The sequence below is a fragment of the Mycobacterium angelicum genome (assembly GCF_002086155.1).
Taxonomy (GTDB): Bacteria; Actinomycetota; Actinomycetes; order Mycobacteriales; family Mycobacteriaceae; genus Mycobacterium; species Mycobacterium angelicum.
The window spans coordinates 84,641-100,031 of record NZ_MVHE01000004.1 but is presented as its reverse complement, the minus strand read 5'-3'; the positions used below and the strand labels follow the sequence as shown (position 1 = coordinate 100,031).

Genomic DNA, 15,391 nt, shown 5'->3' with positions numbered 1-15,391 from the left:
ACCACAAACTGGCCGACAGCCCGACAGACAGCGGGCCACCGAACGCGCGACAGTAATGGTGTGGAGGAGTACCGCACGCTCGTGGACGCCATCCTCGGTCAAGTACGCAAGGCGCCGAACGCATCGGCCGTAGTCGAAGGCGACCGAGTGTTGACCTATGACGGGCTCGAACAGCTCAGCGGCGCCGTTGCGCGAGGCCTGCTCGCCAAGGGCATTCGCCCGGGCCAGGCCGTCGCGGTGTGCCTGCCGCGGTCCTGGCAGCTGGTCTGTGTCATGCTCGGCGTCCGCCGGGCCGGGGCCACGGTGGTGGCACTCGATGCGCAGAGCCCACCGCAACGTCGCCAGCACATCATCGAAGACTCGGGCAGCGTCGCTGTGGTGGTTGCCGGACCGGACGCGCCGCAGACCCCGGCGGGAGTTCCGCGGCTGCGGGCAGCCGAGTTACTCGCTACCGCGGCCGGGCCGCTCGATGAGATAACACACGACCAGACAACATCTTTCGTGTTCTACACCTCCGGCACCACCGGACGGCCCAAGGGCGTGGAGGTCGGCGATGCCGGCATCCTGCGGATGGCGCTGCCCGGATGGCTTGCCTTCGAGCCGGGCGCGCGTTTCGCCAACCTGTCCAATCCCGCCTTCGATGCCTTGACGTTCGAAGTGTGGGTGCCGTTGTTGACCGGTGGGACGTGCGTAGTGCTCGGTGACGAACAGCTGCAAACGCCGCGACGGTTGGCCGAGGCCATTCGCCACACCGGTATCGACACCATGTTTGTGACGACGGCGCTGTTCAACACCGTCGTCGACGCGATCCCGAACGCGTTCTCCTCGGCGCGGCAAGTCCTGGTCGGTGGCGAACAACTCAACGGCGCCCGCATCCAGCGCTGGTACCGCGACAACGCCGGCGGCGGCACCCGGCTGATCAACGTCTACGGCCCCACCGAGTGCACGACCTTCGCCTTGCATCACCCCATCGCGGCCGACTTCGCCGGCGACATCGTGCCGATCGGCATGCCCCTGCCGCTGACCGGGGCGGTGCTCGTCGCCGACGGACGCCGTCTCGCCCAGGACGGCGAACTGGCCGAGCTGTACCTGTCCGGCGCCGGATTGGCGGCCCGTTACCGCAATCTGCCCGAGGAGACGGCGGACCGCTTCGTGCGGCTGCCCTGGTATGACGACGGCGCCCAGCGCTGGTATCGGACCGGCGACCTGGTTCGCCGCGACAGCTCCGGACACATCAGTTACGCCGGACGGACGGACCGGCAGGTCAAGGTGCGCGGTTTCCGCATTGAACCCGTAGAGGTGGAACGGCAATTGGCCGCCCACCCGGCCGTGCAGCAAGTCCGGGTGTGCACCCGCCGCAATCCGGACAACCGGCACGAACTGCTGGCCTACCTGGTGCTGGGTGACGAACTGGCCTTCGAGGCGTACCACGAGCATGTCGCGAACACCCTGCCGCCGTACATGCGTCCTCACCACACCCACCTCGTCGACGCCCTGCCCCGCAACGCCAACGGCAAGATCGACGAATCGGCGTTGCTCAAGTGCGGGGTAGCGCCCTGGCGCCGGCGGCGCGTCGCTAATTCCCGCTAGCTGATATCGCCGTCGATATAACGCTGCAGATTGGGCGCCATCGCGGCCACCACCTCGTCCTCGGGCATCGACGCGATCGGCTCGATCTTCCAGACGTAGCGCAATAGCGCGAAGCCGATCAGCTGGCTCGAGATCAGGCCGCTGCGCTTGAGGCGTTCCGCCTCGTCGCCGCCCAGCGTGGATTCACCGATCAAGGCGCGTTCGACGATCAGCCGAAGCTTTTCGCGGGTCCTGGTCTCGTGCGCGGCGGTCAGCACGACCGCCCGCAGGACGGGACCGACTTCCTCGTCGGTCCAGATGTCGAGCACGTTGCGGATCAACTGCTTGCCCAGGTCGGCCTTGGGCGTCGCCCAGGTTCTGGCCACCGAGTCGAGGAACTTCTGCGGCGGCGCGGTGGCGGCGTCGAGCAGGCCTTCCTTGGAGCCGAAGTAGTGGTAGATGAGCGCCGGATCGACGTCGGCGGCGCGGGCGACGGCGCGGATCGCCGTGCCGGCCCAGCCGTGCTCGGCGAATTCGTCGCGCGCGGCGGCCACAATCCGTCCCGCCAAGACACCGCGTTCGTCGCGCGGGCCGGGGGTGATCGAGCGCTTAGCCATCAGACCTCACCCTACCGTGAAATTTCATCTTGCGTTGAGACTAGTTTCAACGTAGCGTGAAATTATGCGCGACACCACCACGAAAACGCTCAACGGCCCGCAGACCACCGGCCGGCAATACCGCAATCTCAGCGAGGCGCAATACACCAAGCGCACCGACGCCAATGCCGAGATCACCGTCCGCGACGGCACCACCCTGCTCGCCGATGTCCACCGGCCCGACGCATCCGGGCGTTTTCCCGCGCTGATCGCCGCCTCGCCCTATCCCAGGCAGATGCAGGATTTCGGCGCTCCGGCCGGATTCATCGAGGCCGGTGTGACGGATTTCTGGGTGTCGCGCGGATATGTCCACGTCATCGCCAACGTGCGCGGCACCTGCGGATCCGGCGGCACGTTCGGCTTCTTCGACGCCCAGGAACGCCAAGACATGTATGACCTCGTCGAGTGGGTGGCCGCACAACCGTGGTGCGACGGCAACGTCGGCATGCTCGGGATCAGCTACTTTGCGATGACCCAACTCGAGGCGGCCGTCGAGCGCCCGCCCCACCTCAAGGCGATCTTCCCCGTCGCCGTAACGGCCGACATGTACGACGGCGGCGGCCACCACGGGCTGTTCAGCTCGTCGTTCGTGACACCGTTCCTGGCGATGGTCGGACTGACCTCCGAGCGCAGCGACAAGCTTTGGCGCAGCACGCCCGTCGGACTGGTGCGCCGCATATTGAACACCCCGCGGCTGCACAAGAAGTTCGCCAGCATGAACGGCGAATCGGCGGTCACGATGCTGCGCCAGCTGATCAAGCTGCCGCACAACCCGCAACCCTGGGACGAGCTGTGGCTGGACTGCGCGGTCAAGCATCCCACCCGCGACGAATGGTGGGAGGAGCGAAACCTGTTGCCGCTGTTGAAGGAAATCGACATCCCGGTCTACTTGGGATGCGACTGGGAGAACGTGCCATTGCACCTTCCTTCGACATTCACCACCTGGAATGGATTGTCGGACAATGCTTGTGTGCGGATGAGCCTGCTCGGCCGGTACGGGTTGACCTGGCCATGGGAAAGTCTGCACGTCGAAGCGCTGGCCTGGTACGACCATTGGCTGAAGGGCCGCGACACCGGCATCCTCGAGGGACCACCGATCCGGTATATCCTGCCCGGCGCCGAGGAGTGGCGCACCGCCGAATCATGGCCTCCCTCAGACGCTCCGCACCGCGAGCTCGCGCTGCGTGCCGACGGCACGTTGAGTGACGACGAGGGCTTGCCGGGCAGCCGCGAATTCATGGTGCTGGGAGCGGGTTTGGGCCGCCCCAAGCCCAGCGCGATCGATCCGCCGTCAGTGCTCACCTGGACAAGTGCCCCGCTGAGTGCGGATCTCGATGTCGTGGGCGACATCGAGTTGCGCCTGGTCGCATCGGCGACGGCCGTCGACACCGCGTGGATGGCCACGTTGCGCGATGTCGCTCCCGACGGCCAATTCTGCGACGTGACAGCCGGCTGGCTGCGAGCCAGCATGCGTGAGGTCGACGAAGCGGCCAGCCGCCCCGGCGCACCGGTGCTGCCGTGCCGGAATGCCGTGGGGATACCGGTGGGCGAGGACGTCGAATACCGAATCCCGTTAGTTCCCAACGCGCGCCGGTTCAAGAGCGGGCACCGCATCCAGTTGGTGCTCACCAGCGACGACCAGGACCCGTCGGCACCGGCGATCATGAATTTCCGTCATGCCAGTGTGGGCACCAGCAGCCTCAACACGGTGCGTTCGTCGTCTCGGTTACTGATCCCGGTGCTCGCGTAATCCCAAGATTTCATCGCGGTTTCGGTTGAGCATAGTTATCGCAGCTTTGGCCGCGACGGAGAGCCAACATCGCCTGTTCGGCTATAGTGTTGGGCCCTATGAGTGGACTGCGCCGTTACGAGAAGCTTTGGCGCCCAGGACTTCACGTCGCGCTGTCGGCGTTCATCGTTGCCATTCTCGCCCTGGGTAGCGCGCCGGTGGCCAACGCGGCTGCGATATCGGCGACGTTGTCGGTGCAATCGCAGTGGCAGACGGGTTTCATCGCGCGCGGCGCCGTCACCAATTTGACCATGGCGCCCCTGAGCGGCTGGAAGCTCGAATTCGACTTGCCGGCAAACGAATCCGTCTTGCACCCGTGGAATAGCACGGTTACCCAATCCGGTACACACTGGACTTTGGGCCCGGCGAATTTCAACTACACCATTCCACCCGGCGGCTCGGTCTCGCTGGGTTTCCGAGGCGCGCTGATCGGCAATTACTCGCCACCGGTGAATTGTCGGATCAACGGGCTACCCTGCAGCTAAACGCGATCGGTAGTCGTCTGCAAAATGGTGGTGGCGATGCGCCCTGCCGGCTCAAGACCGACCACGCCCACCGACATCAACACCGACGATTTCTCGCGATAGACATGGCTCCACGCGTCGGCGGTGATCCGCAGCGTTGAGCCGTCGGGCTTGTCCAGGGTGAAGTTGTAGTTGGCGTCGCCGAGGGCGATGCAGTCCTGCAACGCCGATTCCAGTTGACGCAGCGCACCGCGCGCGGTCTTCGAATCGGGGTACACCGCAACGGCCTGACTCACCGACTGGATCATGGCGGGTCCGCCGGGTTTGAGGTCGTCGGTAATGCCGTGGTAGCCGGCACTGCGGAACTCCGACCAACCGCTGCCGAAGGTGAGATCGCTGGTTCCCGCGGCCCGGCAGGGGCCCGGAGCGTTCATGTCACCTTGTGGCGGTTGTCGCACGTCGGCGTGGGCATGTGCGGTGAGTTCCTCGGCGTTGGCGATGCGCCGCACATCTTCGACGCTGACGATCAACGCGTCGGCTCGCGAACCCGGTTTGGCCCCGGAATGGGCCGCCGAGCTGCTGTGCGAGCACGCGGGGACCGTGAGTAGTGCGCAGCAGGCGACCATGAACATTCCGACGGCCCGTGGCCTCGTCATCGACGCCATGGTCAATATTCTAGGGGTCAAAAGGCCATCACCTGCGCGGCCAATGCCACGACGGCTGGTCGAGCAGGTTCTGGCCCTCGATCCGCGTCTCACCGAGTTCTTTGGTCAAGCGCAAAGTGTGCACGTCAGCGGTCTCTTGCAGCGCCGCGACCAGGGGATCGGAGTGGGTGACGACAATGAGCTGGCTGTGCTGGGCTGCGGTCGCGATCAGCGAAGCCAATGCGGGTAGCAGGTCGGGGTGCAGGCTGGTCTCGGGTTCGTTTAGCACCAGCAACTGCGGCGGGCGTGGTGTCAGCAGGGCCGCGGTCCACAACAGATATCGCAGCGTGCCGTCGGAGAGTTCGGCGGCGCTCAGCGGGCGCAGCATTCCAGGCTGGTGTAACGCCAGTTCGAAGCGGGTGTTGGTGTTGAGGATTTCGACTCGGCTGCCGTCAAAAGCCCGGTCGACGGCTTGGCTGAGCGCGGCGTCGTCGCCGATTTCACGAATGGTTTGCAGGGCCGCGGCCAAATCCGCGCCATCGTGACCCAGCACCGGGGTGCGCGTCCCGATCCGGCTCTGCCGCGCCGGGGCGTCCGCGTCGGTGCGCAAATGGTCATAGAAGCGCCAATAGCGGGTTCGCTCACGCATCTGGATCAGCTCCGGCGCACGCACCGGATCGGCCAGCTCGCTGAGCATCGAATCGAACGGCCGTAGCACATCGGCAATCACATGCCAGTTGCCGTCTCCGTCACACACCCGCGCGGTGGGGCCGCCCCGCTCGGCGATCACCGTTGCTGGACGCCACACCGGCCCTACCCACAGCGCCTCCACTTTGACCTCGGGATCGAGGGCAAACGCGGTTTCCGCCGTACTGGGCAGACCGAGGTCCATCGCGTAGCCGAAATCGTCGCCGGCGAAGCCGAGTTTCAAGCTGACCGGCCCAGTGCTCACCGTGCCCTGAACCCGGTGGCGGCCCTGTCGCACTGACTTGCCGATCACTGCCGGCCCGGCCCACATCGTCGAACTCAACCCGCCTTCGCGGGCCAGTGCGGTCACCGCGCCGTTGCGGGCCGAGTCGGCCAGCAAACGCAAAGCCCGGTACAGGTTGGATTTGCCGCTGCCGTTGGGGCCGGTGACGACGTTGAGCCGCTGCAGCGGTACCACCAGCTGGCGCAGGGAGCGGTAATTCTCCACCGCGAGCGTCACCAGCATCCGGCCACGGTACTACCGTGACGCCAGAACCTTCGGCGAACGCCGCCCGTCACATGGTTTTCCAAGCGACGTCAATTCGCGGTCATAGGTTGCCATGGTAGGCATGTGCCCCATGGGGTACGTGCGTGCGCAGCCGCAGGCGTTGGCGACGGCGGCTGCGGACGTGGAGGCGCTTGTAACGACGATCAACGAGGCCACTGCGCGCGCGGCGACCGGGGTGGTAGCTGCCGGCGCCGACGAGGTATCTGGGGCTATAGCAACCCTTTTCAACGACTTCGCGCACGAGTGTCAGGCGGTGATGGCGCAAGCGGCGCTGTGCCACGATGAATTCGCCCAGACGCTGGCCGCAGCCGGCGCCGCATACGCCGGCACCGAGGCCGCCAGCGTGGGCACGCTTGCCGGCGAGACGGCGACGACGGGTGACATAGTCACTTTCGTCATGGGCGGTAGCGGAACACCGACACCTACATCAGATTTCGTGACCAACATATTCAATCGATATGTGGTGCCCAATTTTCCCGTGGGCCTTCTCCCCCAAGGCCTCTCGTTACCAGCCGGGGAATATCCGGACACCGGAGTCAAAGACTTGACCCAGGATGTATCAATAGCCCGTGGCGTCACGATCCTGAACAACGCGATCCAAGAACAACTCAAAGCCGGAAACACGATTAACGTCGTGGGCTACTCGCAGAGCGCCAACATCGCGTCGCTGGAAATGCGGTTGCTGGCCCCTGGCGACACGCCGAGCGCGCTCCCGATAAACTTTGTGCTGCTTGGTAATTCGATGAACCCCAACGGCGGGTGGGACGCACGCTTCCCGGGGCTGAGCCTTCCGACTCTGGGCTTTACCACCCTGGGCGCGGCTCCCAGCAATTCCTTCCCGACCAAGGTCTACACGATCGAATACGACGGCTGGGCCGACTTTCCGCAATACCCGATCAACATCGTCTCCGACCTCAATGCCCTGGCGGGCATGGTGACTGCGCACACGGGCTATGAAACTCTGACGCCCGAGCAGATTAGCTCGGCGATTGTGCTTCCGACACACGGACCGTCCACCACTACGTACTACATGATTCCCAACCAGCATCTGCCGCTGCTGGAGCCGGTCCGGTATATCCCCTACGTCGGAAACCCGATCGCGGACCTTGTGCAACCGGTGCTGAGACCCCTGGTGAACTGGGGCTACGGCAATCCGGACTATGGCTGGTCCACCGGGGCGCCCGACGTGCCTACCCCGTTCGGATTCTTGCCGCCGCTCAGCGACACTCTTGCCCTGGGGCCCGCCATGATCAATGGCATCCCGCAGGGCATCGCGGCGGCAACCAATACCCTTTATTCACAAGGACTTCCGCAGCTCCCGTCGCTGCAGGGCCTGGCCGAGACGTTCACGTCGTCGGCGCCGCTGGCCCTGCCCAATGGACCGTCGTCGATAACGGACGTGCTGCTGGGCATCGAAGCGGCCAACACTCAATTCGTCGGCAACGCTACGCATGCCTTCTCGACCGCTTACGCGACGCTGCTTCCGACGGCAGATGCGGCCATTGCCGCCCTGGTCTCGTTGCCGTCTTACGACGTCAACCTTTTCCTGAACGGACTAATCCAAGCGGTCAATGGCCAGCCCCTGGACGGTCTTATCAACGCCTTCGGCAATCCGATCGCCGCTAATGTTGGATTGCTTACCCTCATCGGCGGTTTGGAAGTGGCGGTTCTCGGCGAGGCAGCCGATTCGATCCTCACCGGCACGCCGTATCCAAGTCCTTGACTGAGGTGGCGGTGGGCATAGCGCTATGAGAAAGCAGAAAACCCAGGGTGGACGAATCGGCCGTCGCGTAGTGGGAACTGCGTTGGCGCGCAACAAGTCTTCGGCCGTGAGTGCCCGGCGCGCTCTGTAGTCACATCTGCAACACTGGCCTCTCCCGGAGGTCATGGTCGCTTTGCCCGCCTCCGCGCGACAATCGGACCTCGATCAGCCCTTCGTAGACACCGAGACGTAATCGACGAGCATCGGCTGGCCGGAAAGAGTTGCGGCCGTTGGGCCGCCACCGAACGTGTCTGGGAAACCCCCGCCGATAGCGACGTCCAGGATGACGAAGAACCCGCGGTGGGTGGCGTCCGTTGTGTTAGCCCCAATTTGGCCGCATGGAAACGTTCAGCGGCCCAGCCTGTTTCACGTTTCAGCACCAGGCTCCACGGTGCAGCGACGTTGAACGTCTCGAATTGCTCACCCATCCGACAACAGTTCGAGATCCGCCAGCCGTTGAACACCTGGTAGCCGTTGCTCGACCCAAGGCCAGTCGATTCGCTCCTGTTCGAGGCGCACTCGTTCCCCGAATCCGTCCCCGACAAGTTCCGAATAGAGGTCCTGCTCGTCCGGTGTCAGTCGCGTGAGAACCGACTTGGCCTGACGGTCTTCGGTCACCCAACGGTCGCGGTGGGCGAGCAGCGTCTCATGGTCCATCAGCACCGAGCGCGCGTGCGGGAGCCACGCCCGTAGACGGTCGAGAATCGCGAACCCATGGGTATCGATGTCGCCCCAATAGAGAACGTCAGCTTCCACCAGCCATCGCAGCCGACCCACGCGGTCGACTTCGAAGCCCTTCCCCCAGATCACGACTCCGTCCTCGGGGACGTCGATGCACAGGTAGCTGATCTCGTTCTCAACGATTATCGCCACCCGTGGCTCAACGCTGAGCTGTGCCAATTCTTCAGGCCGCACGGCCAGCTCGGTGAGCGGAGCCAACAGGCCCAGCGTGGGCGCGGGTCGTAACCGGACCAATCCGGGCTTCGCCCGGAGACCAAGACCCGCCAGGAATCCCGACGGCGTCGATGAAACGCCAAGCATCGCCGCCAAAACCGGTCGGTGCCGCTCGGCGAACTTGGTGTCAACGCCAGGTGCGCTGATCTCGCGCAGATACCGATTCGATTGACGGTGACCGTCGAGCCAGACATAGGCAGCGATCAGCGGTGACATTTCGCGCCCCAAGCTGAGCGCGTGATGCGGATGATCGACGACCCACTCCCGCACCTGAGGATGCCGTTGCGCGAGAGCCAGGAGGTCGTCAAAATCACGGACCGAGGTCGCCACGCCCAAGAGCGCCCAGGCCTGTTGGAACGAGGATACGGCCGCCCGGACGGGAAGCCGGTTACGGCCGATTTGCCTGCCACCGATCGATTGCCACTGCAGCGTGTATCGGCAGTCGTCGCGACGGCCATCGTCAAGCGCAGCCACCCAGCCGCGGGCGGCGGCGATGTCGTCGCCGACCTGGGACGGTTTAGGGCCACGAAGTGGCACTTCGATCGGATCGAAGGGATCGCCGTTGGCGTAAGCACGCAACAGCGATCCGTCATCCCACCGGCGTCTGACCCTGGCGGCAATGTCATCTGGTGTGGTCCACCCGGCAGTCATGGCCGCCGTCCGCCGCGCCGTGTGCGGTATTCCTCGATCGTCATCGTCACCACACGTGAGAACGTTCCGGTCGGATTGTCGACGAATCCGATCGCCTTAACGTACGGCTCGATGATGTGAACCTTCTGCAACGGCGTGACGATGAGAAGTTGCAGTCCGAGCGTCGCGAAGAGGTCCAGTGCGTAGCGCGTCGAGACATCGGAGCCACGCCCGAATGCTTCATCAATGACCGCGAACCGGAAATCGCGTGACTGCTCGGCGCCCCATTCGAGCCCGAATTGGTAGGCAAGCGACGCCGCCAGGATTGTGTAGGCAAGCTTCTCCTTCTGACCGCCGGACTTGCCGTCGGAGTCGCTGTAGTGCTCCCACTCCAGGTCGGTCTCGACGTCGCGCTCGGAAGCCGAGAAGACGAACCAGTTGCGGACGTCGGTGACCCGTCGCGTCCAGTTCTTGTCCGCTTCGGCGTAGCCGTCGCGGCCGCGGAAGCGCTCGATGATCCGCTTCACGTCGAGGAAACGCTGCTCAGAATATTGGTCACCGTCAACCGCAAGGCTGTCGTTGGTCAGGTTGCGCAGATCTGAACGGAACTGGGCGACATCCTGATTGGTGGTGGGTTCCTTCTCCAGTCGGATGAAGCGACCCGGGTTGTAGGGCACCGCGCCGAGCGCCTCGTTGATGCGGTTGACGCGTTCGTCGATGGCCGACGCCTGCCGGTTGAGCCAGTTGTTGAAACCTGCCAGCTCCTGGATGGCGTTCTTATTGAGTTGTTCTTTGAACTCACTCTCGAATCGCGGGAGATCGTCGGTCGCGACACGGTCGCGGAACGCCAGAAAGTCATGGCGGGCCTCGACATTGGCGTCCATGTCCGCGCGAAGCTCAGGCCACTGGCGCAGGACGTCACCCATGTATTGGCCCAGGTTCAGTCCATAGCCGTTGAGTTGACCGGAGAGTCGCTCGATGCGCCGATGGAGATCAGCGGACAGCGCTGTCTCGGCCTCGGCGCAGTCCGCTGCCCGCGATGGGCGGTTGTCCCCGAGACGCTTTTCGAGCGCCGCGTACGATTCGCGGGCGGCCGCCAGCTGTACCAGCGGCTGGCCTGCGACGAACTCGTCGTCACGCTTCTTCCCTTGTTCCGCTTGCCTTTTCGCTATCTCCGTGGTGGCAAGTTGGCCAGTGAGTTTCTCGATCAACTCCCCCACGGCGTCGGCCTGTTTGGCGTTGTCCGCAAGCGCTCGGGCGATCTCTTCCAAACGCGATGAGCCAGCCTCCAACCGAACCCGTTCGGCGTCGTAGTCGTTCGCGCGGGACTCGGCCTCGTCGACGTCGAGGTCTGCCCACGAGCGGAATCCCTCGATCCGAAGAAGTGCGTCCAGCCTTTCTTGCAGCGCTTCGCGCAACGCGCTGAGCCTGGCCTGCTCGGATGCGGCCGCCTCGCGCTCGAGCTCCAGCGCGGCCAGCTCGGTGCGCAGTGCGGCGATCTTTCGTTCGTTGGCCCAGCCGAGAACCCAACGACGGGGGTCGTCGACGCGATGCCGGTCGTCCTTCTCATGGCGCTCGCCGGAGCGCACCTGGCCCTCGCGGGTGACGGCTCGTCGCTGGCTTCGGAACTCCTGAAGATTTGCCGCGCAACAGAAGTCCGCCCGCTTCGTGAGTTCGTTGACGAGATATTCGCGGAAAGGGCCGTCCTTGACCTCGATGCAGGCGGCGAGTAGCAGCCCCTCGTGCTCCGGCGGCTGGAGGCGAACACGTTGCCGGAGGACCCGTTCGTAGACCAGCTTGGCTCCGGTCACCTTGCCGCCGCGGCCGTGGAACGTAAGCCGTCGACTGTTTACCCATCCGGCGACGGCTTCGTAGTGCTGCTGTGGCACCAGGAGTGAGAGGGCAAATCCACGCAACACACGTTCGGCTGCTCCCCGCCACTGCGCGTGCTCATCGAAGACGTCGAGAAGCTCACCCGCGTAAGGAATATCCTCCGGCGCCAGGCCCAGCTCGGCGCACAGTTCGGCGCGCACCTCAACCTGCTCGACGGGCAGGTTGCTGGTCCGCTGCTGCAGGCTCGTGAGTTCGTCAGTGACGTAATTGCACTTCCGTTGAAGCTCTTTCTCGCGCCCGATCGCTTCGGCGCTGTTTGCGTCAAGGTCTCGTTTCTCGGCAACCAGCCGCGGACGCTCGACAGAAACCAGGGCCGATAGGGCGGTGAACTCCACGCTGCTCGCGACGACCTCCAGTCCGGCGTCGGACACGGCGGAGTCGAACAAAGTCCTTGTACGACGGCGTGTTTCGGCCTGATCTCGTGCCTCAGCGGAGAGACGTTCCAGCTCGCCGATCCTGTCGCCGCCCGCCGTGGCGCGCTCCTCGATGAGAGAGTCGTGTTCGTTCTTTAGCTTCCGCTCCTCAGCCTTTGCGGTGTCCTGCTCCCGCAAAAGAGCCGAGCCTTTGGTCTGCAACTGAGCGATCTCGTCAGCGAGCAGCCTGGAGCGGAACTCGGCGATGAACACTCGGACGGCGGATCGCTCGCGCTCCGATGACTCGCGCTGCGCGAGCGCGTCGTCGTATTTGGCCGCTGTCTGCACAACCGGCTCAAGCGCGTCGAGTTGCTCCCGCGCCCGTTTGACGGCGTCGTGAGCCTTGGTCAGGTCTTCGAAGTGGGCAATGATGTGGCGGACGCGCTCGGTCGAGTCGCTGGGTTCCAGCATATGGTCGCGCACGAAATCGTTGAGGTTGCCAACCGACTTCAGCGAAACGGTCTGGTGGAACAGCTCGAGGGCTTGCTCCGACCGGATCCCAAGCAGGCGACGCAACGAGGTTGCGTACTTGGGGAATTCGTCAAAGATTTCTGCGCCGCCCGCCCGCAGTCGCTTGCGCAGATCACGCAGATCGGACCCGAAGTCGGCCAAGTCCGTCGCGATGGACAACTCCTTTGTGGCGGTGACGAAGAAGCGGTAGGGCTGTCCGGTGCTCTCGCGCTGCTGGAAGACCTGGGCCAGGGTGACCGTCTCGTCGTAGCCGTGGTTGGTGAAGACGCCGAGGATCACCGAGTATGTTCGGCGGTTTTCGCGCAAGCCCTTGGCGCGCGATCTACCGGTCGCCTCGTTTCGCTCCGATTTGTAGTGGCCTTCGACGTAGGAGCGCAGGGTGCGTTCCCGGGCCTCGGCGCCGGCGGCCTTGTTGTAGGCGGCCTTGTGGGACGGCACCAACAATGTGGTGAGCGCGTCGACGATCGTCGACTTACCCGAGCCGATGTCACCGGTGAGCAGCGCCGTATCGGTGCCGGGAGTGAACCGCCAGACCTGGCCGTCGAAGGTGCCCCAGTTCAACACCTCCGCGTGCTGCAGCCGGTAGCCGGCCCCGCGGTTACCCGCGAGTTCGGCTGTGGACGAAGGTGTTTCACCCATCGCTGGTCGTCGCTCCGGCGTACTCCCGCAGCTTGACCGCAAAGTCGGACAGGGTCTGTGCATCGACGTAGGCCTTGAGGATTCGACGTACCTCCCACTGGTCGTGCTGACCGCGCAATTGGCGCAGGAAGCCGAGTTCTGCGGCCTTCTTGATCGTCGCCTCCGCCTGCTCCACGACTCGTGCCTCGTTGGTGGATTCGACCTGGAAGAGCCGTAGCATCTCAACAATCTGGTCGGTGGCGAGAACCAATCGACCCTCGCCGCCGGTTGTCTCGAACTCGACGAGCCTCTTGCGTAACAGCACCAGGAGCAGGCTGACGTTGTACGTCAGTGCCCGCCTGCGCACTAGGCGCGGAAGCACCTCATCGCCGTCATCCTCTGGCTGGGAGCGAAGATAGGCGTAGCCCTCGGCATCATCGACCACCACGTCAACGCCGATGGTGGCGAAATGATCTCGCACGCCGGCGCCCAAACGTTCCAGCGTCAGCCAGGTGTCCTCGTCAGACTCGCGGTAGACGACCCCCTGCATGAGCCGGATGATGGCGCAGGCGACTGAGCGCTCGTTAGTCATCGTCGCCGCACCGTCACTTTCGGTAGCCTTGCCCGCTTGGTGACGTCTGGATCGGCGGCGTCAGAGTATTCCAAGAGCGTCTCATCTGCGTCGTCCATGTCGACTGTCACGTCCTCGTCGTTGAGTGCGAGGTAGCCGACGATCTCTGCCGCACCCTGCTCGATGGGGTGTACCGCGACGACGTCGGCTAAGAGCGCCGAAGAGTTCGCGGGCAGAACATCGCAGATGGTCTCGATCAAGCGTGCGTGGTCGATGAAAGTCTGTGTGAAGAGCAGGCCGGTGTCGGCCGCCTCGGACGACGGTGGGATGAGGCTCTCGACCGCGACCGCCGCGGGGGGCTGGTAGAGCGGGCGCTCGAACGGAAGCGCGATCTCGATGCCTGGCTGGTCGAGTTCGAGCCCGAAGGTCGGCGGGTTGTCGCGGAGTTCCAGAGCAGCGATCTCCACCGCGCGAACCAAGTCCAGGACACGCCGGTTCTCCAGCCAGATCTGGTCATCGAGGAAGCGGCGCAGTTGTTCGGATATCTGTCGGACTGTGCGTTGCGCTCGATCGGCAGCCTCAGACCAGTCGTGGTGAATACCGCGAATCCGATCGTCGGCTTCGATGGTCTTGAGGGTAGAAACCTTGGCCAGAAGTCCGGCGAGTTCGGCCTGGCGCGCTTCGGAGAGGAGGAAATCGTAAAACGCTTGGAAGCTCCTTCCCTGGTCTGAGCCCGCGATCTCGGAGCGGCTTCCGACCAGCTCGGCGAGCAGCTCCCCCTTGGAGCCCTCCCAGCCCGCAATCTTCTCTCGCGCGGCCCGGTCCAGGAGCCGGAAGTTCTCCTCGACCTCGCGAAAGTCCGAGAGCAGTTCCCGCGCGGTGCTGGCGAGCTGTTGGTAGCGGTCGCGGACCCCGGTCGCGTCCAGTACCTGAACGACGCCGGCCTCGACGGCCGCGATCTCGCCGTCGAGTTCGTCGCGGCGGCGCCGTAATTCGGCTAGCCGTGCATCGGGTTCAACTTCGGTTCCGTGCACGATCTGTCGGAGCAGCTCGACCACGGTGTGCAGCCTGGACTCGGTCCCCACGAACGACCTCCCTTTGAGGCCCGTAACCCACGCGTAGGCCTTCGCGAACGCTGGAGTGACCTCGTAGTGGACTTCGTCATCGCCGGCCGGGTAAAACCGCCGCAGATACCCGGTGTCCGTGGCCGCCCAGTCCTCCAGATAGGACCGTGCGTCCTTCGGAAACCGCTGCTGCCCGTTCTCGGTCAAGATCTCGATATTCAGCGCATACAGGTGGTCGTCCAATGCGGCCGCGACCTGGCTCACTGGGCACGCGCCACGGTTGCCCTCGACGAAATACAGCCCAAGGAAGGACAGGATCAGCGTGGAGTTGCCCGCACGCAGCAACCGCCAAGCGGGGTGCCGCTCCCGCAGTGCCTCGATCGTTGCAAATTCCACGGGCCAAGCTTAAGGATTTCCACCGACAGATTCCGGCACACCCGCCCAGAGGTATACGCGTGCGAGACTGCGATCGAGGCCGAGATTGCCGCCATCGCCGGTGACGCGCTGGGCCCTGTACTGGGCAACGCTTATTGGCGGACAAATTCAGTATCAGCGAAGGCAAAGCCCTAATGTTCGGGATCGAACCGCTGACCTTCCGTCAAACAGCGACCAGCTCGTGCGGCTCCATATGGCCCCAT

The 15,391-nt window shown here is 64.4% G+C and carries 11 protein-coding genes; 4 read left to right on the top strand and 7 right to left on the bottom strand.

Features of this window, described 5'->3' with window-relative positions; genetic code table 11:
- Positions 1–60: 60 nt before the first annotated feature.
- Entirely contained in the window at positions 61–1,590 is a 1,530-nt protein-coding gene (locus BST12_RS04370) for an amino acid adenylation domain-containing protein (RefSeq protein ID WP_211281201.1), read from the top strand.
- Here BST12_RS04370 and BST12_RS04365 read toward each other — a convergent pair.
- Entirely contained in the window at positions 1,587–2,186 is a 600-nt protein-coding gene (locus tag BST12_RS04365) for a TetR/AcrR family transcriptional regulator (protein ID WP_083111778.1), read from the bottom strand. The genes BST12_RS04370 and BST12_RS04365 overlap by 4 nt on opposite strands.
- Positions 2,187–2,250: 64 nt before the next feature.
- Here BST12_RS04365 and BST12_RS04360 point away from each other — a divergent pair, with 64 nt between their 5' ends.
- Complete coding sequence (locus BST12_RS04360; protein ID WP_083111777.1) at positions 2,251–3,975, top strand: CocE/NonD family hydrolase; 1,725 nt, start codon at positions 2,251–2,253, stop codon at positions 3,973–3,975.
- Positions 3,976–4,073: 98 nt separating this feature from the next.
- A complete protein-coding gene (locus BST12_RS04355) occupies positions 4,074–4,499 on the top strand; it encodes a cellulose-binding domain-containing protein (RefSeq protein ID WP_083111776.1) in 426 nt (141 codons plus the stop codon).
- Here the strand turns inward: BST12_RS04355 and BST12_RS04350 are convergent.
- Both BST12_RS04350 and BST12_RS04345 read right to left on the bottom strand, forming a co-directional pair.
- On the bottom strand, positions 4,496–5,134 hold the full coding sequence (locus tag BST12_RS04350) for a sensor domain-containing protein (protein WP_083111916.1): 639 nt from the start codon (positions 5,132–5,134) through the stop codon (positions 4,496–4,498). The genes BST12_RS04355 and BST12_RS04350 overlap by 4 nt on opposite strands.
- Positions 5,135–5,171: 37 nt before the next feature.
- Positions 5,172–6,335 carry an AAA family ATPase gene (locus BST12_RS04345; protein WP_083111775.1) on the bottom strand — a complete coding sequence of 388 codons (1,164 nt, stop codon included), beginning with the start codon at positions 6,333–6,335 and terminating at the stop codon, positions 5,172–5,174.
- A 112-nt stretch (positions 6,336–6,447) separates the two neighbouring features.
- On the opposite strand from BST12_RS04345, the gene BST12_RS04340 reads away from it, so the two are divergent.
- Positions 6,448–8,100, top strand: coding sequence for a PE family protein (locus BST12_RS04340; RefSeq protein ID WP_083111774.1), 1,653 nt, complete (start codon positions 6,448–6,450; stop codon positions 8,098–8,100).
- A 459-nt stretch (positions 8,101–8,559) separates the two neighbouring features.
- Here the strand turns inward: BST12_RS04340 and BST12_RS04335 are convergent, their stop codons facing one another.
- Genes BST12_RS04335 through BST12_RS04320 form a run of 4 tightly spaced genes read right to left on the bottom strand, consistent with a single transcriptional unit; the run spans position 8,560 to position 15,149 of the window.
- Entirely contained in the window at positions 8,560–9,744 is a 1,185-nt protein-coding gene (locus BST12_RS04335; protein WP_083111773.1) for a Wadjet anti-phage system protein JetD domain-containing protein, read from the bottom strand.
- Positions 9,741–13,139, bottom strand: a complete 3,399-nt coding sequence (locus tag BST12_RS04330; RefSeq protein WP_083111772.1) for an ATP-binding protein — start codon at positions 13,137–13,139, stop codon at positions 9,741–9,743. Before BST12_RS04330 ends, BST12_RS04335 begins: the two co-directional genes overlap by 4 nt.
- The gene (locus BST12_RS04325; RefSeq protein ID WP_083111771.1) at positions 13,132–13,710 is read right to left on the bottom strand and encodes a DUF4194 domain-containing protein; all 579 of its coding nucleotides are present in this window, start codon (positions 13,708–13,710) and stop codon (positions 13,132–13,134) included. Before BST12_RS04325 ends, BST12_RS04330 begins: the two co-directional genes overlap by 8 nt.
- Entirely contained in the window at positions 13,707–15,149 is a 1,443-nt protein-coding gene (locus tag BST12_RS04320) for a DUF3375 domain-containing protein (protein ID WP_083111770.1), read from the bottom strand. The genes BST12_RS04325 and BST12_RS04320 overlap by 4 nt, the downstream gene beginning before the upstream one ends.
- Between the last annotated feature and the right edge of the window lie 242 nt (positions 15,150–15,391).